This is a genomic window from [Clostridium] ultunense DSM 10521 (assembly GCF_000511955.1).
In the GTDB taxonomy this organism is placed as follows: Bacteria; Bacillota; Clostridia; order Tissierellales; family Tepidimicrobiaceae; genus Schnuerera; species Schnuerera ultunensis.
Genome location: NZ_AZSU01000004.1, coordinates 5512 through 31770 on the forward strand (window position 1 = coordinate 5512; position 26259 = coordinate 31770).

Below are 26259 nucleotides of genomic sequence, written 5' to 3' on the forward strand. Positions count from 1 at the left end.
CGAAGTGATAAGTGAACTTTGCGAGGGCGCATAGCTCAGTTGGGAGAGCACCTGCCTTACAAGCAGGGGGTCACAGGTTCAAGCCCTGTTGTGCCCACCATTTATATAATTGTCAATTGAAAAAATGGCCCGGTAGTTCAGATGGTTAGAATGCCAGCCTGTCACGCTGGAGGTCGAGGGTTCGAGTCCCTTCCGGGTCGCCATGCTGGTGTAGCTCAATTGGCATAAGTAGAGAACCCAAATCATGTTTTTGATTTGTTGTGAATCACTTAGTCGGAGCCGTTAATATTAGCAGTATGTAACTTAAAGGCGGTAATTTAATACTTATGCTGGTGTAGCTCAATTGGCAGAGCAACTGACTTGTAATCAGTAGGTTGGGGGTTCAAGTCCTCTCACCAGCTCCACATTATTATATTGTATAACAAAAGTGTCCAATGGACACAAACTAGGAGGAGTTCCCGAGTTGGCTAAAGGGGACGGACTGTAAATCCGTTGGCTCAGCCTTCACTGGTTCGAATCCAGTCTCCTCCACCATAATTAAAATATTTGATAGTATTACCTGAGAAGGATAATATTAAAAGCTAATCCCCTATTGACTTTATTAGAAAAAGAGTTTATAATAATGTACTGTAAACCATTGTATGGATAAAAAACTTTTACTATGCGGGTGTAGCTCAGTGGTAGAGCCCCAGCCTTCCAAGCTGGTTGCGAGGGTTCGATTCCCTTCACCCGCTCCAACAGAAAAAATCTAGTAAAATAATTCAGTTATAAATAAGGTGCCCTAAAGGGGAATTGAAATTAGCACCTATAGCTCAGTAGGATAGAGCAACGGACTTCTAATCCGTGTGCCGGGGGTTCGAATCCTCCTAGGTGCACCATATATTGGGGCGTAGCCAAGTCGGTAAGGCACTAGACTTTGACTCTAGCATTCCACAGGTTCGAGTCCTGTCGCCCCAGCCACTATGACCCATTAGCTCAGGCGGTAGAGCACCTGACTTTTAATCAGGGTGTCCGGCGTTCGAGTCGCCGATGGGTCACCATTATTATTTAGTAATATAAATAATTGAAAATATAGGATGGGCTAACTTTGGAGAGGTACCGAAGCGGTCATAACGGGGCGGTCTTGAAAACCGTTAGGGTCTTACGGCCCACGTGGGTTCGAATCCCACCCTCTCCGCCATTTCTTTGATGTGGAGAAGTACTCAAGAGGCTGAAGAGGCTCCCCTGCTAAGGGAGTAGGTCCCTTCAATGGGGCGCGAGGGTTCAAATCCCTCCTTCTCCGCCATTACAAGGGCCTTTAGCTCAGTCGGTTAGAGCGCCCGGCTCATAACCGGTAGGTCCGGGGTTCGAGTCCCTGAAGGCCCACCATTATGACCTAACCCAATTTGCGTTATGTTTTTAAAGCAAATTGATGGCAGGTAAAACGCAATCAGAACCAAGTTTGGGCGACCAAAGAGGGTTGACAAATTTGAGTTTTGAAACTGCGTATGCCCAGATAGCTCAGTCGGTATAAGCAGGGAACCGAAATCATGGTTTTTGATTTCGTGTGAGTCGCTTAGTCCGCGTTGCTAGATTGTGACGAAGAGCTAAACCTTGATACTGCCAAGGTATCAGGGAATTTTGCCCAGATAGCTCAGTCGGTAGAGCAGAGGACTGAAAATCCTCGTGTCGGTGGTTCGATTCCGCCTCTGGGCACCAAAGTAATTAAGGGGTGTAGTTCAGCGGTAGAACGTCGGTCTCCAAAACCGAATGTCGTGGGTTCGAGTCCTGCCACCCCTGCCAGGGCGCATAGCTCAGTTGGGAGAGCACCTGCCTTACAAGCAGGGGGTCACAGGTTCAAGCCCTGTTGTGCCCACCATTTATGCGATGGACAATTGAAGTTGTGACTTGTGGTCGCCAGAATAAAACCCGAAAGCTAGATCCTAATAATTGTGAATTGAATGAAATTGGGGCTTGTAGCTCAGGTGGTTAGAGCGCACGCCTGATAAGCGTGAGGTCGGTGGTTCGAGTCCACCCAGGCCCACCAATAACCAATGTACAATTGACAAAGGTCAATTGTAGATTGGGCCTTTAGCTCAGTCGGTTAGAGCGCCCGGCTCATAACCGGTAGGTCCGGGGTTCGAGTCCCTGAAGGCCCACCAATAAACCAAATAAAAACAACAGACTTTGAAGCTAAGGTCTGTTGTTTTTTTCTATGCTAATACATAATAAATTAGTTCCTTTATAATATTAGAAATGTTTTCCATAATATATTTTTCTTCCACCTTTAAAAGAATTATATTATCTGGTACCATATATTGGGACAAATCTTTCAACTGGATTGAAGAAGGATAGTTAGTTTTATTTATAAACAGGGCTTTTTTAGTAGGGGTTATCAGGCCTTCTTTTACCTCCAATTCAATGTCAATAGACTGAGATTCCCAGTTAATATTGAATCCTTCTTGATAGTAAATAATATTTAGTTCCTCATTTTTTGTGGATATATTACACAGAATTTTTAAAATATCCCCTTTTATTACTATATCATTTATTATAATTTCCATCTTATAGCCATTATAATCTATATCTATAGTTTTAATACTCTCTATTATTTTAAATATTTTAAGAATATCTACCAAATAATAAAGATCATCATAATTATGTTTTAATATCCTCTTTTTTAAGATATCACTTCCTCCATTTATATATTGGTAATAAAAATTAATGCAATCCTTTCCAGAATATTCATCCTTCCTATAGATTCCCAAACTTTCTTCAATGGTTTTTAGTTTTAAATTATCTAAATCCAAATAAGGACCTTCAGTTTTAATCTTTCTGTAGATATCAAAACTCTCTATATCCATAATATTATTATATATATCATATTTGCTTAATCTATATTTAATAAAAGGAAGATCAAAACTTTGACCATTATAGGTAATTATTAGATTAAATCCATTTAAAAAAGAATTAAATCTTTCCAATAAAATCTTCTCATAACTAATATGATTGGCAAAGAATTGTTTTAAGCACCAATTATCTTTTTCTCCGTCAAAATAAATAAGTCCAATCAGATAAATATAATTATTCTTCCTATTTAAACCCGTTGTTTCTATATCTAAGAAACATAATTTTTTTCCTTCAAAATAATCAAAAACATGATTCTTAGATTCTAATATATGTTCATATATATCCATATATAATACTCCCTTTTCCTATAATGTGATATAATAGTCCTGTATTTAGAACTATATATCGATTTTATCATAATAATGTTGAAGAATCTATTGAAAGGAGTATAAGCATGGATCAATGGCAAGAATCTGAGGATGGTTTAAATACATCAAAATTAACTGCTGAAGAATTAAAATATAAAATAATAGAATTAAATAATAGGCAGTTGTCAAGCATAAAAGATATGTCTTACTATTATCTTATAGGAGGAATTGGCAAACTTGTTGAATTAGTTGAAGATAAAAATATTTTAGAAGAAATGCATCTTATGGAAGAAAAAAAGACTTTGGTTGAAATTTATCATCTGATAGTAAATTCTTTTAAAAAGTTCCATGAGGATATGGTGGAAAAGGAAATTGATCAGGAGATAAGTAAATTATTGGATATCAGGGGGAAATTGCATGATTTAGCAATGACCTTGCATGCCTATGAAATTGAAATTTCCTATATAAAAGAGTTAATAGATCACCATATGATGAAAAGAATGTCTAAATTAGAATATAAGGATTTGAATATAGATGTAATGGAAATCAATTTTCTAGTAAATAAAATAAGGAAAACGCTAGACAATGTGACGGAGTATAATGTTTTTATTGCTATAGTTTCTAATATATTAAGCATAATACCTTTTAGAATGAGTAAATTCAAATATTTCCATGTAGTCAAAACAAATTTGATTAGAAATTTCAATAACTATCCATTAAATGTGGTAAGAGCACAAATAGAAGAATATAAGATTTTATTCGATGGCAGTTTAATGGGGGATTATGGTATTTTGTTCGATAATTATTTTACCCATATCCAAAGATTTAGAAATATGAATATAGCATCTAAAACTACGGATGAATTAGAGGGTATTTCTAGAGATATTATTCAGATAACTGGAGAAATCAATAAATGGGGTACATTTATTAATAATTTAGGAGTAGTACTGAATAGACTAATGGTTATATATCTTACAAAGCATGAAGTTCATTCTAGCCTTAATATGGAGGACATTTTTAAAAGATGGGAAGAATATTATCAAGAACGAGAAAGCAATCTGTTGGATTCCCTGGTAAAAACATGTGAAAAAGAATTGGAAGAATTAGAAAGGGAATTGATAAAGGGAGCAATGGATTTAGAAAAACTTAATCAAGAGGTAGTTAGGAGAAGAGGATTCGATGATGAAAGTTTTAATGAGAAGATATTATTTACGTCAAAAATTTTAACTTACTATAATGACTTAAAGTTTACTAGACTAGATCTGCTATTTCCTGACAAATATGAAATAGTGGAAAAAGGATATTTAATACAATTAGTAGATAATTTAATACAGTATATGAGTAGAAGCATATCTACAATGACAAATTTAGAAGGAAAGATTAGGATGAGGAGGTTTTTATCTTTTCTACATCTACCTTTTGAAAATATGGATGAATTTTTTTCCTATATAGAATATTCCTTAGATGGAAGGGCTACAAGCACTGAAGAAGTACTTTTTACCATGGATACAATACATTATCTATTAGATGAATATATTGAAAGGCAATAACAGCCTTTCTTTTTTTATGTCTATTATATTTTTATCTCCTTTTGGCAATAATAGATTAATGTGGATTGGAGGGATAGTATGAAAAATAAAGTTGGAATTCCAAGAGGTATGTTTTACTATGATTATTACCTATTATGGAAAGAATTTTTTAATAATTTGGATGTAGAAGTAGTTCCTTCTCCAAAAACTAATAAAGATATATTGAATAAAGGGGTTCATACCTGCGTAGATGAAGCATGTCTACCAGTGAAAGTGTTCCATGGCCATGTGGATTATTTAAAGGATAAGGTTAATTATATTTTTATACCAAAGTTTATTAGTATTTATCCGAAGGAATATTGTTGTCCAAAACATTTAGGATTGCCAGATATGGTGAGACATAGTATAGAAGGATTACCAGAGATAATTGATCCAGAAATCAATTTAAGAAAATCTGATAAAACATTAAAAAAAGCGGTTTTAAATACAGGAAAATATTTTACCAAAAGTTCTAAAAAGATATATAGGGCATTCAATGAGGCTTATAACCAATTTTTTAAAGACGTAGACCTCATGTCTCGTGGGGTTGTGCCAATAAACGCTGTTGGATTATATGATGATTTGTCCTTCAATATAAAAGAAGGTAATGAAACTTTCAAAAGGAAAATATTGTTTTTAGGCCATTCCTACAATATTTATGATGATTATATAAATATGAATATAGTTAGTAAATTAAAGAAAAGAAAAACAAAGGTTATTACTGCAGAAATGGTAGATGAAGAATCCATAAGATATTATGCTTCAAAGCTACCAAAGAGAATGTTTTGGACCCATGGCCAAAGGATAGTAGGTGCTGCATATGCCTTAATTGAAAGAAGGTCTATTGATGGTATTATTTATGTATCAGCTTTTGGTTGTGGTCTTGACTCCGTATTAATGGATTTAGTAGAAAGAAAGGCAAAGGAAAACAAGATACCTTTTACTTTGCTAACAATAGATGAACAAACGGGAGAGGCAGGAATAAATACAAGGATTGAAGCCTTTTTAGATATGCTAGAGTGGAGGGATAATAATGAAGATAACTTTTCCACATATGGGTAATGTTTATATTGCAGGAAAAGCCTTTTTTGAAGAATTAGGCCAAGAGGTAATTCCACCACCTAGATGTAGTAGAAAAACTTTAGAAATTGGTACTAAGTATTCTCAGGAGACTATATGTTTACCTTTAAAAATTATGATAGGAAATTTTGTGGAGAGTATAGAAAAAGGCGCAGATACCGTACTTTTAACTGGTAGTTGTGGCCCCTGTAGGTTTGGATATTATTCTATTTTGGAGGAAAACATATTAAGGGATTTAGGACATAATATAGATTTTATAGTATTGGATCCAATTGGAGAAGGTTGGAAACCTTTAAAGGAGAATATCTATAGGATATTTAAAGCAAATAATATAAAAGACGTAATAGCTGCAGGTCGGTTAGGATGGCAACTTATAAAAAAAGCCGATTATATAATCCATTTGTCCAATCAAAAAAGAGCCTATGCAATGGATAGCTATTTAGTGGATTTAATTATTGATAACTATTATAGAAAGGTTGAAGAAACCTTTGGTGAGAAGGATATGATGGAATTAATGGATGAAACTATAGAAGCTTTAAATAGAGTAAAGATTAAAAAGGACCATAAGCCTATTAGAATAGGATTAATCGGTGAAATATATACGATTATAGAGCCTTTTGTAAATTTAGAAGTGGAAAGAAAACTTGGCCATATGGGAGTCCTTGTTGAGAAATCATTGACTCCAACTATTTGGGTAGATCATCATGTAAAAAACTTCCCTTTTGGATCTAAGGGTGAAAGAAAAAAGCATCAGTTGGCTAAACCCTATTTAAAAACATTAGTAGGTGGCCACGGAAGGGAAACAGTAGGTTCTGCCATCTATTATAGAAATATGGGTTTCGATGGAGTAATTCAGCTTTTACCATTAAACTGTATGCCAGAAATCGTAGCCAAGAGCATATTAAACACGGTAAGTAAGGATTTGGATTTTCCCATAATGACTTTAATATTAGATGAAATGACAGGAGAAGCTGGTTATTTAACGAGGCTAGAGGCTTTTGTTGATTTACTTAAAAGAAGAAAGGAGGAGGTACAATATGGGTAAATATTATATGGGTATAGATGTAGGTAGCGTAAGTACCAATATAGTATTAATGGATGAAAACAATGATGTACATTATAAAAGATATTTGAGGACTCAAGGAAAACCTATAGAAATATTAAAAGAAGGTATTGAAGAGATAGAAAAGGAATTTGGCAGTGTAGATATACTTGGAGTAGGTGTAACTGGCAGTGGAAGGTATTTAGCTAATATAATAGTTGGTGCAGATATAGTTAAAAACGAAATCACAGCTCATGCAGTAGCAGGACTAAACTCTATACCTGAGGTAAAAACTATAATAGAAATTGGAGGCCAGGACTCTAAAATAATCCTCATTAGGGATAGAATTGTTGTAGACTTTGCTATGAATACCGTATGTGCAGCAGGAACAGGATCATTTTTGGATAGGCAGGCTATAAGGCTAGGAGTAGATATTAGTGATTTTGGCAATTTAGCCTTACAGTCCAAAAATTCCGTAAGGATTGCAGGAAGATGTGCTGTATTTGCAGAATCAGATATGATTCATAAGCAACAGCTTGGCCATAATCAATCGGATATAGCAAGGGGACTATGTGATGCTTTAGTCAGAAATTATTTAAACAATGTAGGAAAAGGGAAAGAGGTATTATCTCCTATATTGTTTCAAGGCGGCGTTGCAGCTAATATTGGTATTAAAAAAGCCTTTAAAGAAGCATTAGGAAAGGAAATATATGTACCCGATAATTATGATGTAATGGGAGCGATTGGTGTAGCTATACTTGCTAAGGAAGAAGTTAAAATAAAGGGTAAGACTAACTTTAAGGGAACTTCTCTTTATAAAATGGATTACCAAGTAAAAGGTTTTGAATGTGATGGTTGTTCTAATGTATGTGAGGTAATAGAAATAAAAGAAGAAGGAAAGGTATTGGCCAGATATGGGGATAAATGCGGAAAATGGTCTAACGCTATAAACAATAGAGATTTTAAATTAGCATAGCCTTAAGTTTATATACTTAAGGTCTTTTCTATGCTATAATATCCTTAGAATATCTATATAAGGGGAGACATTATGTATAAGGAAAGTGCTATTAATGGGTTAAAGAAGGGGATTATGACTGTATGGAAATTGACCAAAATTGTTGTACCAGTATATTTTTTTGTTACCTTTTTAAGCTATACGCCAATTCTAAATAAAATTTCAGTTTTTTTTGAGCCAGTAATGAAGGTAGTTGGTCTTCCTGGAGAAGCTTCCTTGCCTTTAGTTTTAGGGAATTTTATTAACTTATTTGCTGGATTAGGGGCTATGGCAAGTTTATCGCTAACTCCTAAGCAAGCCACCATTTTAGCTATAATGTTATCTTTTTCTCATGGTCTATTTTTAGAAACAGCTGTAGCCAAAAGAGTTGGAGTAAGTACTAGTGTAGCTGTACTTACAAGAATAATATTAGCTTTATTATCTGGAATTATTTTTAATCTAGTATTGTAGGAGGTAAAAAATGGATTTTATAGCATATTTAAAGGATAGTTTTACGGGAAGCTTAAATTCTATTTTAAACATGGCAATAATAATCATTCCCCTAATGATAATTATGGAAATACTTAAAGATTTAAATATATTGGAGATAATATCCAAAAGATTAAAACCTATTTCGAATTTTTTTAATATATCTAATGATTCAGTTTTTCCATTGTTAATAGGGTTAATCTTTGGATTAGCCTATGGGGCTGGTATAATAATTGAAAGTGCAGAAGAGAAGGATTTAAATAAGAAGGATTTATATGTGTTAATTATTTTTTTAGTTGCTTGCCATGCAATTTTTGAAGATACTTTAATCTTTGCTACTGTAGGAGCTAATCTATGGCTTCTATTTATTACTCGATTGACGGTGGCAACTATTACCGCTTATTTTGCTTCTAAGGTTATAGAAAAAATTTTAGATAATAAAGAAAGAACAGATGCTTAAGCATCTGTTCTATTTGTTTTCGTCATAGTCGTCGTACTTGTAAATATCTCCATCTTCTTCCACAAACTCTTCAGCTTCTAATGATAGACGAGGCCTAGGTCTAGGGCATGGCGGGTCGTTATTATCATTATTTTCATCTATTTGCCTTGGGAATAAGGTTGGGAACGTAGTACAAATTGGAGATACTTCTGGTGATAGTTCTGGAAAACCTGTAGATAGAACGCAAAGTTGAACTGGTACTATAATTTTCTTTTCACAGGATATACATATTGCAATTATTAGGTCAATTCTGACTTCTCCTGTTTCTGGATTTATATCTATATCCCTTGTAATGCTATTTGTGGCCAATCTTGTTTCGCAAAGTACGCTGCAGAATTCAGCAAACCTTGGGAAGAATGCTGAGTTGAATACCGAAGGTATGCATAGCTCAAAGAAATTAGTTAATTCTACTGGTGTAATAGGAACATTAGCAGTTAGGGTAACAGTCCTTCTTCTACTACTTGGAGTTTGGACTACCACATCAATTTCAACTATAACATTGCCCCTTACTTTTACTCTTTGGGTACCAAAAACTGGAGTACCTTTACCTTCTTCATCGCATTCACTGGTATCTGCAAAGATAATTTTTTCAGACATAAATCCATCTGGACCTACTACTTCTACTGGATGACCTTTTCCATCTTTTACGAATTGTCCACCAGAAAGAACAGTATCAGGATCTACAACTAAATTACGTGGGTCGTTGATGTTTTCAGGATTGAAGAACCTTCTACATCTAATATCTAAAACCCTTATTATCCTTGCATTTCTACCTAAGTTTGGTGTAAATCTTACATTATTTACGGTGCTTAAAGCTTGTAAGTTAACTAAAGTAGCATCGAACACTTTTTGTACAAATATTGGTTCAGATCTTACGTTCCTTAAAGTACCATCAAATTCACATCCTGTATTTCCCTTACAACATCTATCGGTTATACCTAAACTTATTGTTTCAGGCTTAAAATTCGAACTCATAATTTTCCCCCTTTCAATAGTCTTGAGTCCCTTGTCTCACTCATATTATATTCTTCTATCATTATTCTTGTTACATATTAAAACAGGAATATTTAATTATATCCATTAATATTATTTTAGAAGAACTATATCTAGGCGGTGGTTATATGGCATATTTTAACGACAAATTACTATTAATATCGGACTCCCATGAAAATATTGATCTATTTAGATCCTTAGAAGGGAAAATAATTAGATACCATTTTAATTATGAAACGCAAAAACATTATGAAGACATTATAGCAGAGGAAATTTTATTAGAATTTGATGGATCTATTGATAATCAAGATACTATATATATTATCCATCAAGATAAGGCACTCCATCTTATATTGACCCTTATAAAAAAGGACGGAAGAATAGAAAGATTTAAATTAACAGAGGAATCAATATTAGAAGTTTATTATCTAAATTTGATTATGGATAATGATATTCCCCATATTGTCTATTTTGTATTAATATCAGGAATGGAAAAAAGATATAGAATTTACCATCATTATTTTACCGGGGAAGAATGGATAACCAATATTGTAGATGATACAATAGTTAGAGAGTTATTGAACCCTTTAAAGGTATTTAAAACTGAAAGGGAAATAATCTTGAGCTATTATAATAAAACAAGGGATGAACAAATCTATATAAAGAAATTCAACCTAGATAGGAAAGAATGGGGAGATAAAATTAAACTAACCCATGTAGAAGCGAATAAACTATATCTAGATATTCTTGTTAAGGAAACCAAAATACATTTGACCTATTGCCAGTATATGGAGGGTAATTTGGTAGTAAAGTATGAAAGGGTTAATTATACTAATGGTTCCTTGAATAAAGAAGTAGAAGAGATAATATCTAATCCAGAAAATGGGCAAGAACCTACATTAATATATTATGAAGGAAGATTATGGGTTGTATGGATTGAGCATGAAAATATACTTAGTAGATATAGTCAAGATTATGGCAATACTTGGAGCCCTATTTATTTGTGGAGGGAATCGAAAGAAAATCATATTGTAAAATATAAATATAATAAACTTGAAAGTAAAGACATTGTTTTAAATTATTCGTTTGGGAAAATTAATCCAGAAATTGGATTTATAGGTTTTGGACCTATATTCAATACAGTAGAAATACCATTAAAAAAAAATCCATTTCAAATGTTTGCCAAAGGAATTCCAAAACTTTAGAAACAGATGAGGAAATAAGGGTAGAGCTGGAGAAAATACATATCTTAATAGGCCAGTTGGAAAAAAGAGTAACCAATATGGAGAAGCTAGAAATTAATAGGGATTTAGAATTACTGATTAAAAAAGTTGAAGATATTGAAAACTTTTTGGACCGAAGAACTAGGGGGTATTATGGAAGGAGCAAATCCCGATAGATGTTGCTAGCAACATCTATCGGGATTACTAATTTTCGAAAAGATCTTTAATTCTGTTTAAATCATTAGTCACACTTAATATTAACATTAATTTAATTCTAGCCTTTTGTCCCGGTAGGTTTTTGCCAAAGATAACACCTAAATCTCTCAAATGTTTGCCTCCACCTTCATAGCCATATGTATCTAGTACCCTGCCAGTAGGACATCTAGAGACCATAACTACTGGTATACCTTTATTTATAGATTTTTTTACACCAGGAACCATAGTTGGTGGAATGTTTCCTCTTCCTAAGGATTCAATTACAATACCTTTATAATTTTTGTCAATATAGAAATCAAATATATCTGAATCCATTCCAGGACCACATTTTATCAAAGCTACTTTAGTCTCTATTTTTTCCGTTTCAATATGCTTTTTGGATATAATTTCTCTATAAAATATAACTTCATCATTGTCTACGATACCCAATGGGCCAAATTCTGGCGATTTAAAAGTATCTAAGGATAAGGTATTGGTCTTAGTTACCTCACTGGCTGCATTTACTTCGTTATTCATTACAACTAGAACCCCTTTATTTCTAGCATTTTTAGAGATAACAGTACAGATGGCAGCTGATAAATTACTAGAACCATCATAACCTAGCTCTGAGCTGTTTCTCATGGCTCCCACAACGGCAATAGGCTTTTCTGAATCTACCGTTAAGTCTAGAAGATAGGCTGTTTCTTCTAAAGTATCGGTTCCATGGGTAACTACAACTCCAGTAATATCTTCCCTCTTTACAGTTTCTTTAACCAATATGGCTAAATCTATCATCATCTCTGGGGCAATGTGGGGACTAGGCAGATTTGCAAAATTGATTATTTCAATTTCTGCAAATTTCTCTATATTTGTAACCATAGCCATTATTTCTTCTGATGAGAGAGCTGGTATGGCAGCATGAATTCTAGGATCTATTTTCATTGAAATAGTACCGCCAGTAAATATAATAGCAACTTTATTATGACAGGACATATAAATTCCTCCCTAATCTATGATGATTATATTTTATCATAAATTGAGGAAGAGAAACACCAAAAAAGAAAAAGCCCCCTTTGGGGGCTTTTCATCCATAACGGATGTAAATAAACCGTTCAAAAGGGGTATTGGGAATAGAGATCTTATTTGAGGTTACCAGGGGGATAACCACTTTTAAATTATAGCAAATTACGACAAAATTTGCAACACTTTTTTGAAAAAAAATTATAAAATTTTATTTGCAACTATATATCTTAAGAACTTAACCTTTATTATAGTATATAAATGCTATATAATTATTATTAAAATAAAGATAAAATTGGAGGGGTTATAATGGATGATAAAATTATATTGGCAGAAGAAAGTTTAAAGAGAAATGGATTCCAAGTAAAGATCTTTAATAATAGTGAGGAAGCAAAAAAATCACTATTGGAATCTATCACAACTGATGAATCCGTTGCTTTTGGAGGTTCTATGACATTATCTCAGTTGGAAATTTATGATGATTTTAAAAATAGAGGTAATGAAATCTATTGGCATTGGAAAGGAGAAGATAGAAAAAAAGAATTAGCAGAAGCTTATAAATCCAAGGTATATATAACTAGTACTAACGCTCTTACACTAGATGGTAAATTAGTTAATATGGATGGAGTTGCCAATAGAGTTTCATCCATGTTTTATGGTCATGAAAGGGTATATATAATTGTAGGAAAGAACAAAATATCTAAGGACTATGATGATGCAAGGGAAAGGATTAAAAATATAGCAGCCCCAAAAAATGCTAAAAGATTAAATATAAATACACCTTGTAAATTTACAGGAAAATGTAATGATTGTGATTCGCCAGATAGAATATGTAATGTAGAAGTTATTATACATAGAAATCCAACAGGAGCTAATATTAATATCTACTTAATAGATGAGGATTTAGGCTACTAAACGAGATGAGGTGATATTTTGAATATATATTTGGACAATTGTTCTACCACTAAGCCAAGAGAAGAAGTTATAGAAGAGATAATATATGCCTTGAGGGAAGAATACGGCAATCCTTCTTCCCTTCATAAGATGGGATTTAATGTTGAAAAAAAAATTGAGGAAATAAGGAATAATATAGCCAGTTTTTTAGAAGTCAATAAAGATGAAATTTATTTCACTTCTGGTGGTACAGAAAGCAATAATATGGCCATTCAAAGTATAATAAATAAACATAATAGGATAGGAAAGCATATTATAACTACAAAAATTGAACATCCATCAGTATTAAATGTATTAAAAGATTATGAAGAAAAAGGTTACGATATAACTTATTTAAAGGTAAATGATAAAGGCTTAATATCATTAGACCAATTAAAAAGAAGTATAAGGGAAGATACTATCCTCATTGCTATAATGCATGTAAATAATGAAATTGGAGCCATTCAACCCATATGGGAGATTAAAAAAGTTCTAAAGGGAAAAAATTCAAGGGCTTTAATCCATGTAGATGGAGTTCAAGGCTTTGGTAAAGTCCATATTGACCCGAAAGGCTGGGGTGTAGATACCTATTCCTTTAGTGGGCATAAAATCCATGGGCCTAAGGGAATAGGAGGGCTTTATATAAACAAAGAAATAAAATTGAACCCTATAATATTTGGTGGTAATCAAGAAAGGGGTTTCCGTTCAGGTACAGAAAATGTTCCAGGAATAATGGGGCTAGGAAAAGCTGTAGAAATCATGGAAAAAAATTTTGAAAAGGAACAAAACCAGGTCAATGGAATTAAATCCTACTTTATTAAGAGACTAGGGGAGGAAATAGACCATATTCACATTAATAGTCCAATGAATCATAAATCTTCCCCTTATATATTGAATGTTTCCTTCGAATATGTAAGGGGAGAGGTACTACTTCATTATTTAGAGGATAAGGGTATATATGTATCTACTAGTTCAGCTTGTTCTTCAAGGGGAACGGAAAAGAGCCATGTGCTTTTAGCTTTAGGTCTCTCTAATAGGATGATAGAAGGTGCTATTAGATTTTGTTTTTCCTATGAAAACACTAAAGAGGATATAGATTATACCATAGAAATACTTAAAAAATCAGTTGAAGAAATTAGACAAATAACTATGAGGTGATTAAAATGGATAAAGTTTTAAGTATAAGCATTGGTGAGATAGCCTTAAAAGGAAAAAACAGAAAGTATTTTGAAGATAAATTAATATCAAGGATGAAAAAGGCTATTAAAGGCTTAGATTACACTAAAATCTACAAAGAGCAAGGGAAAATGTATATCGAAGGGGCAGAAGATAATTTTGAACCTATGATAGATAAATTGAGGAAAGTATTTGGGCTTGTATATATTAGCCCTTGTATAAGAGTAGAAAAAAACTTAGAGGAAATTGAAAAAGCTATCATTAAGGTAATGGAAGAAAGACAATCTAAAAATCCTGTAAAAACCTTTAAAGTAAAAACTAATAGAGTGGATAAGAATTTCCCGATAAAATCACCAGAGGTTTCAAAAAAAATGGGAGGGGTAATACTAAGGAATGTAGAAGGTTTAAAGGTTGATATACACAACCCGGAAACGTATGTATTCATAGATATTAAAGAAAATGCATATATTTATACTGAAAGAATAGAAGGATATGGGGGGTTACCTGTAGGCACTAATGGAAAAGGATTATTATTGTTATCAGGAGGCATTGATAGTCCAGTAGCTGGATTTTTAATGGCTAAAAGGGGAGTGGAAATAAGCGGAATCCATTTTCATAGTTATCCTTTTACTAGTCAAAGGGCAGAAGATAAGGTGAAAAAGTTAGCTGAAATATTAAGCATATATACGGGAAAGATTAAATTATATGGTATAAACATATTGGAAATTCAAAAGGAACTAAATGCTAAATGCCCAGAAGATGAGATGACCATATTATCCCGTAGATTTATGATGAGAATTGCAGAAAAAATAGCTTTAGACAATGATATAGATGCACTTATAACGGGAGAGAGCTTAGGACAGGTAGCAAGCCAGACTATACAAGGACTATCTGTAACAAACGCTGCAGTAGACATACCTATACTGAGACCATTAATAGGTTTGGATAAGGTAGAGATAATAGAAGTAGCAAAGGAGATTGAAACCTACGAAACTTCTATTCTGCCCTATGATGATTGTTGCACTTTATTTTTACCAAAACATCCAGTGATTAAGCCAAAGTTAGCTGATATTGAGAAGTCTGAAGAAGCAATAGATGTTGAAAAGCTAATTGAAAAAGCAATAGCAAATGTAGAGGTTTATAACATAAGATAGATTGTCAATACCTTCATTATAATAAAGAAAAATTTGCCATTTTATATTGACACTAGTGTCGAATATGATAAAATATTATTAAGCCTATTATTTCACAAAGTGAGAAGGGGGTAGATGAAGTTTGCCGAAAATAGTCGATTATGAATCGAAAAAACAGGAAATAATAGAGAAGGCAAGGATTGTATTTGCTAAGCGAGGATATCATAATACTAATCTTTCTCATATTTCAAAAAAATGTGGTATAGGAAGGACTACCCTTTATCAATATTTTGCCAACAAAGACGAAATATTCTATCACACTATGGGTTCTACTTTGGAGGAGATTAAAAGCCAAGTAAATGTAATTGTACTAGACGAACAATTAACATTTGTAGAGAAATTAAAAGAAATAATTCACAAACTAACAGAGGAGCAAAAACATAATAATACTTTTATTTTGTTATTAGAAGTATGGCTGGTTTTAAAAAGGGAAAATAATGAAACTCTAGAAAAATTAAAAGAATATACTCGAGAATTAAAAAGAATTTTAGAAGAACTAATAAAAGAAGCGATAAACGCAAAAGAGATTAAACCAATTGATAGTAAAAGTTTAGCAGAAACTATTTATACATTTATTGAAACTTTTACACTTCAAAGAACTTCTAACTATTTAGATTCAAAAGTTAAAGTAGAATCACTTAATCTGTTAATTGATGGGCTGAAAGCTTAACTTTAAAGGGGGATTTAAAATGGCAAGCGTAAAGCAACTTATTAGTACCAAAGTTATGAATGAAGGGCTTAAATATATCGAAAAAGACCCTATGGCAAATATGCCCAAGTTATTAGATTGGGCAGAGAAACTCATTACAAGAGAAAACCATAAAGGCATGCTCCAAACCTTCAGAAATGTAGTAGAAGACCCAGAAAGCAATTGGTATAAATTGATTGAAAGGTATTTTGATGAACTATCACCGGCTACAAGACAGAAATTTATGATAAATTATATGGTTAACTCTGGAATTATTGGCATCCCAATTCAAGATAAGATGAAGAAGAAATATAATTGCAATGTACCTTGGGCCATATTAATAGATCCTACCAGCGCCTGCAATTTAAAATGTACGGGATGTTGGGCAGCAGAGTATGATAAGACGGATTCTTTAAGCTACGACTTACTAGATAGGGTAATAAGGGAAGGAAAAGATCTGGGGATATACATGTATATATTCTCTGGTGGAGAGCCTTTAGTTAGGAAGAAGGATTTAGTAAAACTGGCTAAAGAACATAGCGATTGCTCTTTCTTGTCCTTTACAAATGCAACCTTAGTAGATGAGGAATTTGCAAAAACCTTAGGAGAATTAGGAAACTTTGGGTTGGCCATTAGTATAGAAGGTTTTGAAGAAGAAACGGATATGCGTAGAGGAGAAGGAACTTATAACAAGGTGATGGAAGCCATGGATTTATTGAAAAAGGAAGGAGTAGTATTTGGCTTTTCTACTTGTTATCATAAGTATAATACGGATTCAATAGCTACGGAGGAATATATAGATTTCTTAATAGATAAGGGGTGTATGTTCGGGTGGTATTTTACCTACATGCCTATAGGTAAAGATGCAGTTATGGATTTAATGGCTACGCCTGAACAAAGGGAGTATATGTATCATCAGATTAGAGATTTAAGAACTAAAAAACCTATATTCATACTGGATTTCTGGAATGATGGAGAGTATGTTAATGGATGTATCGCTGGTGGAAGAAGGTATCTCCATATAAATGCTAGTGGTGATGTAGAGCCATGTGCATTCATCCATTATTCAAATGTAAATATAAAAAATGTAAGTTTAGTTGAAGCACTGCAATCACCACTATTTATGCAATATAGAGAAAACCAACCTTTTAATGACAATCATCTAAGGCCATGTCCTCTATTGGATAATCCGGAAAAGATAAAGGGTATGGTAAACGAGTCAAAGGCTTATTCTACTCAACCAATAGATAGGGAAGATGTAGAGGACCTAGCTGCAAAAACGGAAAAAGCTGCTGAGGATTGGGCTAAAACAGCAGATAAACTTTGGAATATACATCTAGAAAAAAAAGAGAAGAAACTCGCAAAAAATTAAATTAAATGTAATGTGCCTGAAATAAAGCTGGGATTGAAAAAATCCCAGCTTTATAGCTTATAGAATTTTATTAGTAAATTCTTCAGAAAAATTATTTAACAGGATATATATAATATAATATATAATAGGGTATATGGAAAATAAGTATAAGGAGGATGCAAAAATGCAGAAAAAGAAAAAATATTTAATACCAATTGTTATAATTCTATTAATTGTAGTTTTACTAGGAGGAAGTTATAACAGATTGGCTATTGGAGATGAAAAGGTTACTAGCGCTTGGGCACAAGTGGAGAATGTACTAAAGCGTAGGGCAGATCTAATACCTAATTTAGTCAATACAGTTAAGGGTTATGCTAGCCATGAAAAAGAAGTATTGACTGGGATTACGGAAGCTAGGACTAAATTTAATGCAGCTAATACTCCTGATGAATATGCGGAGGCAAATGCCGAGTTTAATAGGGTTTTGACTAATCTATATGCGGTAGTAGAAAATTATCCAGAATTAAAAGCCAATGAAAACTTCACTGAATTACAATATGAATTAGCCGGTACTGAAAATAGAATTGCAACTGAACGCATGAGATATAATGAAGCAGTTGAAAGTTTTAATACCAGTATAAGAAGGTTTCCTACCAATATTATAGCGAAAATTTTTGGATTTGAAAAAAGACAATATTTTGAGATTAATCCAGAAGATGCAGAAGTTCCGGAAGTGAATTTCTAGGTGGTAAATATGAGAAAAAAATTAACCTTTTTTATTATTCTATTCATATTATTGATAATTAGCAATAATATGGGATGGGCTGTTGAATTGAAACTCCCTGAACCTAGCCACTCCTTTTATGTATATGATGAGGCGAAAATAATTGATAATCAATTAGAAGAGTATATTGTAGATACCAATAAAGAATTATATAAAAAAGTCGGGGCTCAGATTGTAGTTGCTAGTATAATGAATTTAGAAAGTAGGGATATAAAAGAATATGCTACTGGTTTATTTGAAAAATGGGGTATAGGTAGTAGGGAATATGATAATGGTCTATTAATCCTCATAGCGCCAGAAGAAAGAGAAATTTGGATAGAAGTAGGTTACGGACTTGAAGGCGCATTACCAGATAGCAAGGTAGGAAATATCATTAAAAATTTTATACTACCTTATTTTAAAGAAGATAATTATTCCGAAGGTATATTATCTGGATTTAATGAAATAATCAATGAGGTAGAGAAGGAATATAATATTGAATTAGGACGAGAAAGGATAAATGAAGATCTCTATTATTTTGATAACTCCTATGGAGGAATAAGTCTTTTTGATAAATTTGGAAAAGTTTTATTGGTATTAGGGATTATAATATTTTTATTTATCGATTTTAAATTTTTTAATGGGTTCATAACTTATTCCCTATTAAGGGGAAGTAGATTTGGTGGTTCTAGCTTTGGGGGTAGAGGTGGCAGATCTTCTGGTGGCGGTGGTAGATCTGGTGGTGGAGGTGCCGGTGGCAAATGGTAAGGAAGGATGAAAACTATGAAAAAAATTATTATAATATTTGTTTTAGTAATATTATTAATAACAGGGTGTTCCCCAAAAGGAAAACCAAACGAAATAGTTGGCGAGAAGCCAATAGTCTATGTATCTTTTTATCCATTATATTTTTTAGTAGATGAAATAGGTGAAGACAATATAGATTTAAAAATGATAATACCAAATGGCGTAGATTCCCATGATTATGAACCTTCAATGAAACAGTTAAAAGCTATAGAAGAGGCAGATATTTTCATATATAATGGAGCTGGTTTTGAGAATTGGACAGAAAAGCTAGTCGGTACTATAATAGATGAGGATAAAACATTAAGAGCTAGTGATTATGTAAAACTAATTGAAATCAATGGTACTTTTGATCCTCATATATGGCTAAATCCTGAAAACATGAATAGAGTAGGAGAAAAAATTAGGGATAGACTCATATCTTTAGATAAAGATAATAGGGATGAATACAAGAGAAATTTTAATGAATTATCTAATAGATTAAAGGCATTAGATAATGAATTCATAGATGGACTGAAGGATAAGGAGAAGGATACAATACTTGTATCCCATTCAGCTTTTGCCTATATGGCAGAAAGATATAATTTTCAACAGGTATCAGTTGCAGGAATTAGTCCAGAACAAGAACCTAGCCCTAGGACTATTGCAAATATTATAGAGATGGTAGAAAAAGAAAATTATGAATATATTTTTTTAGAAACTTTGGCTAATCCAAAGACGGTGGATATAATTGCTGAAGAAACTAATTTAAAAACTCTTTTATTAAACCCTTTAGAAGGTTTAACTGAGGAAGAACAAAATAATGGAGAGGATTATATATCCATTATGGAAAAAAATCTTATAAACTTGAAAAAGGCTTTGGTGGAATGAGATGGATAAATATATAATAAATGGAGAAGGCGTAAGTTTTAGCTACGGTTCAAATAAAGTATTGGAAAATATAAATTTTCATATTGAAGAAGGAGATTTTGTTGGAATTATTGGGCCCAATGGTTCTGCAAAGAGTACATTACTAAAACTAATGGTTGGATTACTTAAGCCGGATAAGGGCTCAATAAAACTCCTTGGAAAGCCAATTGATGAATTTAAAGAATATAAGAGTATAGGTTATATTTCTCAAAATGCTCGGGATTTTAATCAAATGTTTCCTGCTACAGTAGAAGAAGTTGTAGCAGCCAATCTTTATTTAAATAGGGGTTTCTTCAATAGGCTAAAGAAAGAAGATAAAAGAAAAATTGAAAAAGCATTACAAATTGTTGAAATGGAAGAATTCAAAACAATGAAGATTGGCAATTTATCAGGGGGACAAAAACAAAGGGTTTTTATTGCTAGGGCTTTGGTAAATAATCCAAAAATACTATTTATGGATGAACCCTTAGTAGGAGTGGATTTAGATTCTCAGAATAAATTCTATAATTTGATGGATAGGTTAAATAGAGAACATAATATTACATTAGTAATGGTTTCCCATGATATAGGGGTTATATCTAAAAAGGTAAATAGGATATTTTGCCTATCTAAAGGAAAAGTCTTTAGCCATAATTCTAAACAAAGTATTTGTTCTGATACATTTAAGGAAATCTTTGGAGATAATATGAATATATTGTTCCATGATCATTAGGAGGAAAAATATGCTTTCTTATGGATTTATGCAAAAATCATTTATAATGGGGATTATGATAGCTTTAATTGCTCCTACAATAGGCTATTTTCTAGTTCTTAGAAGACAATCTATAATAGGAGATACCCTATCCCATGTAGCATTATCTGGAGCTGCTTTTGGTATGGTAACTAATTCATATCCTGTATATACAGCAATTTTATTTGCTATAATAGCAGCCCTTGGAATAGAGGGATTGAGAAAAAAATACGAAAATTATGCTGAATTGTCCCTTGCTATAGTATTATCTGCAGGAGTAGGCCTAGCTTCTGTTTTAATTAGCTTAGGCAATACCCAAGGTATACTGTCCTACCTATTTGGTAGCTTAGCTCTTGTTACAAATCAAGATATATTTTTAGTTATTATTTTAGGAATAATTGTATTGATTACTATATCCTTTTTTTACGAAGGCTTGTTCTACATATCTTTTGATGAAGAAAGCGCATATTTAGCAGGAGTTCCCAATAGATTTATCAATCTTTTTTTCTCCATACTAGTAGCGTTAACAGTTGCAATCTCCATGAGAATTGTAGGAGTGCTCCTTATATCTTCATTAATGGTACTTCCTGTAGCTACAAGTCTATTAATAGCCACAAGCTTTAAATCTGGGCTAATATATTCCAATATATTTGGACTTATATCCGTAATCATAGGTCTTATACTATCCTTCTACTTAGATATAGCTCCAGGAGGATCTATTGTATTATCAGCTTTATTATTATTAATAATAGTTATAGTTTTTGAAAATATTAAAAATAAACGTAAAAAGCCAGCTTAATAGCTGGTTTTTTTTATAACGAATAGGAAAGTTTTCACTTATAAAATAATAATTAAAAAGAACTTTCCGTTATGAGTTTCAAGAAAAGCTTCTTTAATAATTCTTCTATAGAAGCTTTTCTTATTAAGTAAAAAATTTATATATTAAACCCAATTTAATACTGGATTAGATAAAGCTTTGTATACAACTCATGTTAACTAGTAAAAATTTTTAATAAAATATATTGACTTTTTACTATTATATTGCTTATAATGTAATAGTTGAAATCGAAGTTTAGTAATTATAAACTAAAGGTTTAATATATAGCTAGTTTACATTAAGGAGGATCGTTGTGAAAATAGGTGAAAAAATTAGACGTTTGAGAGTCCAAAATTCATTAACTCAAGAGGAGCTAGCAGATAGATGCGAGTTGACCAAAGGTTTTATATCCCAAGTGGAAAGGGATCTGACCTCTCCTTCTATTGCTACTCTAATGGACATTTTGGAAGGCCTGGGAACTAATTTAAGAGATTTTTTTAACGAAATAGAGGATGAGAAAATAGTTTTTTCTAAAGAAGATGCTTTTGTTACGGAAAATGAAGACTATAAGTACACTTTAAAATGGATAATACCTAATGCACAAAAAAACATCATGGAACCAATTCTTATTGAATTAGAACCAGAGGGTAGAACAAAGGAAGATTCTCCCCACGAAGGAGAAGAATTTGGCTATGTATTAAGGGGAAGTACTATTATCCACTTAGGTAGTGAAAAGTATAAGGTAAGGAAGGGAGAAAGTTTTTATTATAAAGCTAACTCTAATCATTATTTATCAAATCCAGGTAAAACTAGAGCTGTTATAATCTGGGTAAGTTCGCCACCAAGCTTTTAATATTATATAAGGGGGTTTAGATGATGGATAAAACTCATACAATTGATCTAAGAAATATATCAAAAGAATATGATGGGATAAAAGTCCTAGACAATATAAATCTTTATATCAGAAAAAATGAATTTTTAACATTATTAGGTCCTAGTGGATGTGGTAAGACTACTACTTTAAGAATAATAGGAGGATTTGAACAACCAACAGAAGGAAAAGTAATATTTGAAGGAAAGGATATTACAACTTTACCCCCCTATGAAAGGCAAATAAACACAGTTTTTCAAAAATATGCATTATTTCCTCATATGAATGTATTTGACAATATAGCTTTCGGTTTAAAGATAAAAAAGATGGCAAAAGACGATATAAAAGCTAGGGTTAAGGAAATGCTAAGATTAGTAAACCTTAAAGGTTTTGAAAATCGCTCCATCGATTCCTTAAGCGGTGGACAACAACAAAGGGTTGCTATTGCCAGGGCTTTAGTCAATGAACCAAAGGTATTACTTTTAGACGAACCTTTGGGAGCTTTAGATTTGAAACTTAGAAAAGAGATGCAAACTGAATTAAAAAACATGCAAAAAAGGGTAGGGATTACTTTTATATACGTTACCCATGACCAAGAGGAAGCATTGACTATGTCGGATACTATAGTAGTAATGGACAAGGGAATTATACAGCAAATAGGTACCCCCGTTGACATATATAATGAGCCTAAAAATGCTTTTGTTGCTAAATTTATAGGAGAAAGTAATATTGTAGACGGAATTATGATTGAAGATTATATAGTAGAATTTGCTGGTAGAACCTTTAAATGTGTGGATAAAGGTTTTAATCAAAAAGAAGAAGTAGATGTGGTAATTAGACCTGAAGATTTAGAAATTGTGCCCTTAGAGGAAGGCTTATTAAAGGGTATTGTGATGTCCGTAACCTTTAAAGGAGTTCATTATGAAATGATGGTTAAAGATGGGAGTATAGATTGGATGGTTCATAGTACTATTATGAAACCGGTAGGTACGGAAATAGGCATGAATGTACTACCTGAAAATATTCATATAATGGAGAAGGTGATTAAAGAATGAGGATGAAATGGACTTCATATCCCTATATATTATGGATGATTATCTTTATTGTAGTTCCCTTAGCTTTAATCCTTCTGTTTTCCATTACTACCGGTGAAGAAGGGGGTATAAAAAATTTACAATTTACCTTAGATAATTTTAAACGATTTCTAGACCCAAAATATTTAGATGTGTTATGGATATCCATTAGTTTAGCATTAAAGTCGACAGCCATTACTTTGTTACTAGGATATCCTATGGCAATGATTATTGCTCGTGAGAAACCAAAAAGAAGGAATATAATGATACTTCTATTTGTTATCCCCATGTGGATGAATTTTTTATTAAGGACTTATGCTTGGTTAACCCTATTGGGGAAGAATGGGCTAATAAATTATATAGTTATAAAACTAGGATTTAAGCCCCTTAATCTAATATACAACGATTTGGCAGTATTATTGGGAATGGTATATAATTTTCTACCTTTTATGGTATTGCCAATATATTCAGTCCTAATAAAAATAGATAAGAGTTTAATCGAAGCAGCGGAAGATTTAGGAGCAAATAAGATTAAAGTTTTTTCTAGAGTAACCTTTCCATTGAGTATTCCTGGAATAATTACTGGAATTACGATGGTATTTATGCCTGCTGTCAGTACTTTTGTAATTTCAAGACTATTAGGTGGTGGCCAATATATGCTTATAGGAAATTTAGTAGAACAACAATTTTTATGGGTTGGCGATTGGCATTTTGGATCTGCCATATCTATAATAATGATGGCCTTTATACTTTTAACTATGGCCATTACCGCTAAATTCGATTCTCAAAAAGGGGAAGGTGGTAGATTATGGTAGGTCGAATTTTGAGAAGGATATATACATTTTCAATATTTTTGTTTCTATACGCACCTATTATTGTATTAATAGTTTTTTCTTTTAATAATTCAAAATCTAGGGGAGTTTGGAATGGATTTACATTTAAATGGTATGTAGAACTGTTTAAAGATGTGGAAGTACTAAAGGCTTTATACTATACTTTGCTAATTGCAGTATTATCATCCATAATTTCAACTATAATAGGAACTTTTGCAGCAATAGGCATATATGGCATGCCAGGTATTAGCAAAAAAATAATCCTTAACCTGAACTATTTACCCGTATTAAATCCAGATATTGTTACCGCTGTATCCCTAATGACTTTATTTAGGTTTTTAAGGATTGAATTTGGTTTTATCACCATGCTTTTATCCCATATAACCTTCTCCATACCCTATGTAATACTATCCATACTGCCTAAATTAAAACAGATGAATAAGCATCTGGCAGAAGCGGCTATGGATTTAGGAGCGACCCCTTTTTATGCATTGAGAAAGGTAGTTATACCTGAAATAATGCCTGGAATAGTAACGGGTGCACTATTAGCCTTTACTTTATCCGTTGACGATTTTGTTATTAGCTTTTTCAATAAAGGAGCAGGAGTTACCAATTTAAGTATAACAATTTTCTCCATGGCTAGAAGAGGGATTAATCCTGTTATAAATGCTTTATCTACTTTGATGTTTGCTGGTTTATTGGTTCTACTATTAATAATAAATAGTAGATCGTCTAAGAGTATTAGTGAGAGAGGTGATATTATATGAAAAGAAGTATTAAATACTTTTTGAGTATTGGTCTGATAATGATAATTGGATTATTATCTACTGGTTGTGGAAGTAATAAAGCCACCCTTAATGTGTATAACTGGGGAGATTATATAGATCCAGATGTAATAAAGGAATTTGAGAAGGAATTTAATGTTAAGGTAAACTATAATACATTCGCAACTAATGAAGATATGTATGTAAGTATTAAAAAGGGTGGAACTAGCTATGATGTGGCTTTCCCATCAGATTATATGATAGAAAGAATGATAGATGAAGGTCTATTAGAAAAGATCAATAAAGAAAAGATACCTAATTTGAGTAATATTGAGGACAGATTTTTAGATTTAGATTTCGATCCTAATAATGAATACTCAGTACCATATATGTGGGGAACGGTAGGCATTATATATAATAAAAACCTAGTTGATGATGTAGTAGATAGTTGGAATATCCTTTGGAATGAAAAATATAGTGGCCAGATTTTGATGCTGGATAGCCAACGAGATTCCATTGCCGTAGCATTAAAAAAGCTAGGTTATTCAATGAACTCTAGGGATAGAAAGGAATTAGAAGAAGCCAAAGAAGAATTGATTAAACAAAAACCTCTAGTTTATGCTTATGTAGGAGATGAAGTTAAAGACTTAATGGTTGGGGAAGAAGCTGCCCTTGCTGTTGTATGGTCAGGAGATGCAGTAGCTATGATTAGAGAAAATGAAAATTTAGAGTATGTAATACCAAAAGAAGGAACTAATCTTTGGTTTGACAATATGGTAATACCAAAAGGTGGAAAAAACAAAGAACTAGCTGAAGAGTTTATCAATTTTATGAATCGACCTGAAATAGCAGCAAGAAATACGGATTATATTGGATACTCAACGACTAACTATAAAGCATTGGAATACTTGCCTGAGGACATAGTAAATAGTAAGGTGGCTTATCCTGCTGATGAAGAAATAGGAGAAGTTGAAATATTCAAAGATCCTAAGGACTTTTTGAAAGTATATGATGAAATATGGTTGGAAATTAAAGCTCAAAGATAGTTTACTCA

General features: G+C 32.6%; 25 protein-coding genes and 16 tRNA genes. 38 read left to right on the forward strand and 3 right to left on the reverse strand.

Going from position 1 to position 26259, the window contains the following annotated elements:
* Positions 1-24 precede the first annotated feature (24 nt).
* From CUL_RS0111410 to CUL_RS0111485, 16 genes are all read left to right on the forward strand, one after another.
* A tRNA-Val gene (locus tag CUL_RS0111410) sits at positions 25-100 on the forward strand.
* Positions 101-126: 26 nt separating this feature from the next.
* Positions 127-203 (forward strand) — tRNA-Asp (locus tag CUL_RS0111415).
* Positions 204-328: 125 nt separating this feature from the next.
* Positions 329-404 (forward strand) — tRNA-Thr (locus CUL_RS0111420).
* A gap of 44 nt (positions 405-448) precedes the next feature.
* Positions 449-534: transfer RNA gene (locus CUL_RS0111425), tRNA-Tyr, on the forward strand.
* Between the two features lie 129 nt (positions 535-663).
* A tRNA-Gly gene (locus CUL_RS0111430) sits at positions 664-737 on the forward strand.
* 64 nt (positions 738-801) lie between these two features.
* Positions 802-878: transfer RNA gene (locus tag CUL_RS0111435), tRNA-Arg, on the forward strand.
* 5 nt (positions 879-883) lie between these two features.
* A tRNA-Gln gene (locus tag CUL_RS0111440) sits at positions 884-960 on the forward strand.
* A 4-nt stretch (positions 961-964) separates the two neighbouring features.
* Positions 965-1040, forward strand: a tRNA-Lys gene (locus tag CUL_RS0111445).
* Positions 1041-1089: 49 nt separating this feature from the next.
* Positions 1090-1180, forward strand: a tRNA-Ser gene (locus CUL_RS0111450).
* A 12-nt stretch (positions 1181-1192) separates the two neighbouring features.
* Positions 1193-1285 (forward strand) — tRNA-Ser (locus CUL_RS0111455).
* A gap of 6 nt (positions 1286-1291) precedes the next feature.
* Positions 1292-1368 (forward strand) — tRNA-Ile (locus tag CUL_RS0111460).
* Positions 1369-1622: 254 nt separating this feature from the next.
* Positions 1623-1698: transfer RNA gene (locus CUL_RS0111465), tRNA-Phe, on the forward strand.
* A 9-nt stretch (positions 1699-1707) separates the two neighbouring features.
* Positions 1708-1782, forward strand: a tRNA-Trp gene (locus CUL_RS0111470).
* Positions 1783-1858, forward strand: a tRNA-Val gene (locus tag CUL_RS0111475).
* A gap of 91 nt (positions 1859-1949) precedes the next feature.
* Positions 1950-2026 (forward strand) — tRNA-Ile (locus CUL_RS0111480).
* A 38-nt stretch (positions 2027-2064) separates the two neighbouring features.
* A tRNA-Ile gene (locus CUL_RS0111485) sits at positions 2065-2141 on the forward strand.
* A gap of 51 nt (positions 2142-2192) precedes the next feature.
* Here the strand turns inward: CUL_RS0111485 and CUL_RS0111490 are convergent.
* A complete protein-coding gene (locus tag CUL_RS0111490; protein WP_025641824.1) occupies positions 2193-3176 on the reverse strand; it encodes a ribonuclease H-like domain-containing protein in 984 nt (327 codons plus the stop codon).
* Positions 3177-3283: 107 nt separating this feature from the next.
* Between CUL_RS0111490 and CUL_RS0111495 the strand changes: the two genes are divergently transcribed.
* The 6 genes from CUL_RS0111495 to CUL_RS0111520 all read left to right on the forward strand — a co-directional run bounded on the left by CUL_RS0111495 (position 3284) and on the right by CUL_RS0111520 (position 8830).
* A complete protein-coding gene (locus CUL_RS0111495; RefSeq protein ID WP_025641826.1) occupies positions 3284-4747 on the forward strand; it encodes a hypothetical protein in 1464 nt (487 codons plus the stop codon).
* Positions 4748-4825: 78 nt separating this feature from the next.
* On the forward strand, positions 4826-5827 hold the full coding sequence (locus tag CUL_RS0111500; protein ID WP_025641827.1) for an acyl-CoA dehydratase activase-related protein: 1002 nt from the start codon (positions 4826-4828) through the stop codon (positions 5825-5827).
* Positions 5799-6890: an acyl-CoA dehydratase activase-related protein gene (locus CUL_RS0111505; RefSeq protein ID WP_025641828.1), complete on the forward strand. Its 1092-nt coding sequence runs from the start codon at positions 5799-5801 to the stop codon at positions 6888-6890. Before CUL_RS0111500 ends, CUL_RS0111505 begins: the two co-directional genes overlap by 29 nt.
* The gene (locus tag CUL_RS0111510) at positions 6883-7863 is read left to right on the forward strand and encodes an acyl-CoA dehydratase activase (RefSeq protein ID WP_025641830.1); all 981 of its coding nucleotides are present in this window, start codon (positions 6883-6885) and stop codon (positions 7861-7863) included. Before CUL_RS0111505 ends, CUL_RS0111510 begins: the two co-directional genes overlap by 8 nt.
* A 72-nt stretch (positions 7864-7935) precedes the next feature.
* Positions 7936-8352 carry a nucleoside recognition domain-containing protein gene (locus CUL_RS0111515; protein ID WP_025641832.1) on the forward strand — a complete coding sequence of 139 codons (417 nt, stop codon included), beginning with the start codon at positions 7936-7938 and terminating at the stop codon, positions 8350-8352.
* Between the two features lie 10 nt (positions 8353-8362).
* Positions 8363-8830 (forward strand): nucleoside recognition domain-containing protein, encoded by a 468-nt coding sequence (locus tag CUL_RS0111520; RefSeq protein WP_025641833.1) that lies wholly within the window; start codon positions 8363-8365, stop codon positions 8828-8830.
* 9 nt (positions 8831-8839) lie between these two features.
* On the opposite strand, the gene CUL_RS0111525 is transcribed toward CUL_RS0111520, so the two are convergent.
* Complete coding sequence (locus CUL_RS0111525; protein WP_005582093.1) at positions 8840-9844, reverse strand: hypothetical protein; 1005 nt, start codon at positions 9842-9844, stop codon at positions 8840-8842.
* 146 nt (positions 9845-9990) lie between these two features.
* Here CUL_RS0111525 and CUL_RS0111530 point away from each other — a divergent pair, with 146 nt between their 5' ends.
* A complete protein-coding gene (locus CUL_RS0111530) occupies positions 9991-11067 on the forward strand; it encodes a hypothetical protein (RefSeq protein WP_005582092.1) in 1077 nt (358 codons plus the stop codon).
* 222 nt (positions 11068-11289) lie between these two features.
* Here the strand turns inward: CUL_RS0111530 and CUL_RS0111540 are convergent, their stop codons facing one another.
* Positions 11290-12273 carry an asparaginase gene (locus CUL_RS0111540; protein ID WP_005582089.1) on the reverse strand — a complete coding sequence of 328 codons (984 nt, stop codon included), beginning with the start codon at positions 12271-12273 and terminating at the stop codon, positions 11290-11292.
* Between the two features lie 336 nt (positions 12274-12609).
* Between CUL_RS0111540 and CUL_RS0111545 the strand changes: the two genes are divergently transcribed.
* From CUL_RS0111545 to CUL_RS0111615, 15 genes are all read left to right on the forward strand, one after another.
* Complete coding sequence (locus CUL_RS0111545) at positions 12610-13215, forward strand: lactate utilization protein (protein WP_005582088.1); 606 nt, start codon at positions 12610-12612, stop codon at positions 13213-13215.
* Between the two features lie 18 nt (positions 13216-13233).
* Positions 13234-14391: a cysteine desulfurase family protein gene (locus CUL_RS0111550; protein WP_025641836.1), complete on the forward strand. Its 1158-nt coding sequence runs from the start codon at positions 13234-13236 to the stop codon at positions 14389-14391.
* Positions 14392-14396: 5 nt separating this feature from the next.
* Entirely contained in the window at positions 14397-15563 is a 1167-nt protein-coding gene (gene thiI, locus CUL_RS0111555) for a tRNA uracil 4-sulfurtransferase ThiI (RefSeq protein WP_025641837.1), read from the forward strand.
* A gap of 121 nt (positions 15564-15684) precedes the next feature.
* Positions 15685-16272, forward strand: coding sequence for a TetR/AcrR family transcriptional regulator (locus CUL_RS0111560; protein WP_005582085.1), 588 nt, complete (start codon positions 15685-15687; stop codon positions 16270-16272).
* Between the two features lie 19 nt (positions 16273-16291).
* Positions 16292-17662: a radical SAM protein gene (locus CUL_RS0111565; protein WP_025641839.1), complete on the forward strand. Its 1371-nt coding sequence runs from the start codon at positions 16292-16294 to the stop codon at positions 17660-17662.
* 163 nt (positions 17663-17825) lie between these two features.
* Positions 17826-18386, forward strand: a complete 561-nt coding sequence (locus tag CUL_RS0111570; RefSeq protein WP_005582084.1) for a LemA family protein — start codon at positions 17826-17828, stop codon at positions 18384-18386.
* A 9-nt stretch (positions 18387-18395) separates the two neighbouring features.
* Positions 18396-19172 carry a TPM domain-containing protein gene (locus CUL_RS0111575; protein WP_025641841.1) on the forward strand — a complete coding sequence of 259 codons (777 nt, stop codon included), beginning with the start codon at positions 18396-18398 and terminating at the stop codon, positions 19170-19172.
* Positions 19173-19187: 15 nt separating this feature from the next.
* On the forward strand, positions 19188-20078 hold the full coding sequence (locus tag CUL_RS0111580) for a metal ABC transporter solute-binding protein, Zn/Mn family (protein WP_025641843.1): 891 nt from the start codon (positions 19188-19190) through the stop codon (positions 20076-20078).
* Position 20079: 1 nt separating this feature from the next.
* Complete coding sequence (locus CUL_RS0111585; protein WP_025641845.1) at positions 20080-20829, forward strand: metal ABC transporter ATP-binding protein; 750 nt, start codon at positions 20080-20082, stop codon at positions 20827-20829.
* A 10-nt stretch (positions 20830-20839) separates the two neighbouring features.
* Positions 20840-21646, forward strand: a complete 807-nt coding sequence (locus CUL_RS0111590) for a metal ABC transporter permease (protein WP_236616470.1) — start codon at positions 20840-20842, stop codon at positions 21644-21646.
* A 331-nt stretch (positions 21647-21977) separates the two neighbouring features.
* On the forward strand, positions 21978-22517 hold the full coding sequence (locus tag CUL_RS0111595) for a helix-turn-helix domain-containing protein (protein WP_025641849.1): 540 nt from the start codon (positions 21978-21980) through the stop codon (positions 22515-22517).
* A gap of 23 nt (positions 22518-22540) precedes the next feature.
* Positions 22541-23590: a spermidine/putrescine ABC transporter ATP-binding protein gene (potA, locus tag CUL_RS0111600; protein WP_025641851.1), complete on the forward strand. Its 1050-nt coding sequence runs from the start codon at positions 22541-22543 to the stop codon at positions 23588-23590.
* Positions 23587-24423: an ABC transporter permease gene (locus CUL_RS0111605; RefSeq protein WP_025641853.1), complete on the forward strand. Its 837-nt coding sequence runs from the start codon at positions 23587-23589 to the stop codon at positions 24421-24423. Before potA ends, CUL_RS0111605 begins: the two co-directional genes overlap by 4 nt.
* Positions 24417-25208: an ABC transporter permease gene (locus CUL_RS0111610; protein ID WP_025641854.1), complete on the forward strand. Its 792-nt coding sequence runs from the start codon at positions 24417-24419 to the stop codon at positions 25206-25208. Before CUL_RS0111605 ends, CUL_RS0111610 begins: the two co-directional genes overlap by 7 nt.
* Positions 25205-26251, forward strand: a complete 1047-nt coding sequence (locus CUL_RS0111615) for an ABC transporter substrate-binding protein (RefSeq protein ID WP_005582072.1) — start codon at positions 25205-25207, stop codon at positions 26249-26251. The genes CUL_RS0111610 and CUL_RS0111615 overlap by 4 nt, the downstream gene beginning before the upstream one ends.
* Positions 26252-26259 lie beyond the last annotated feature (8 nt).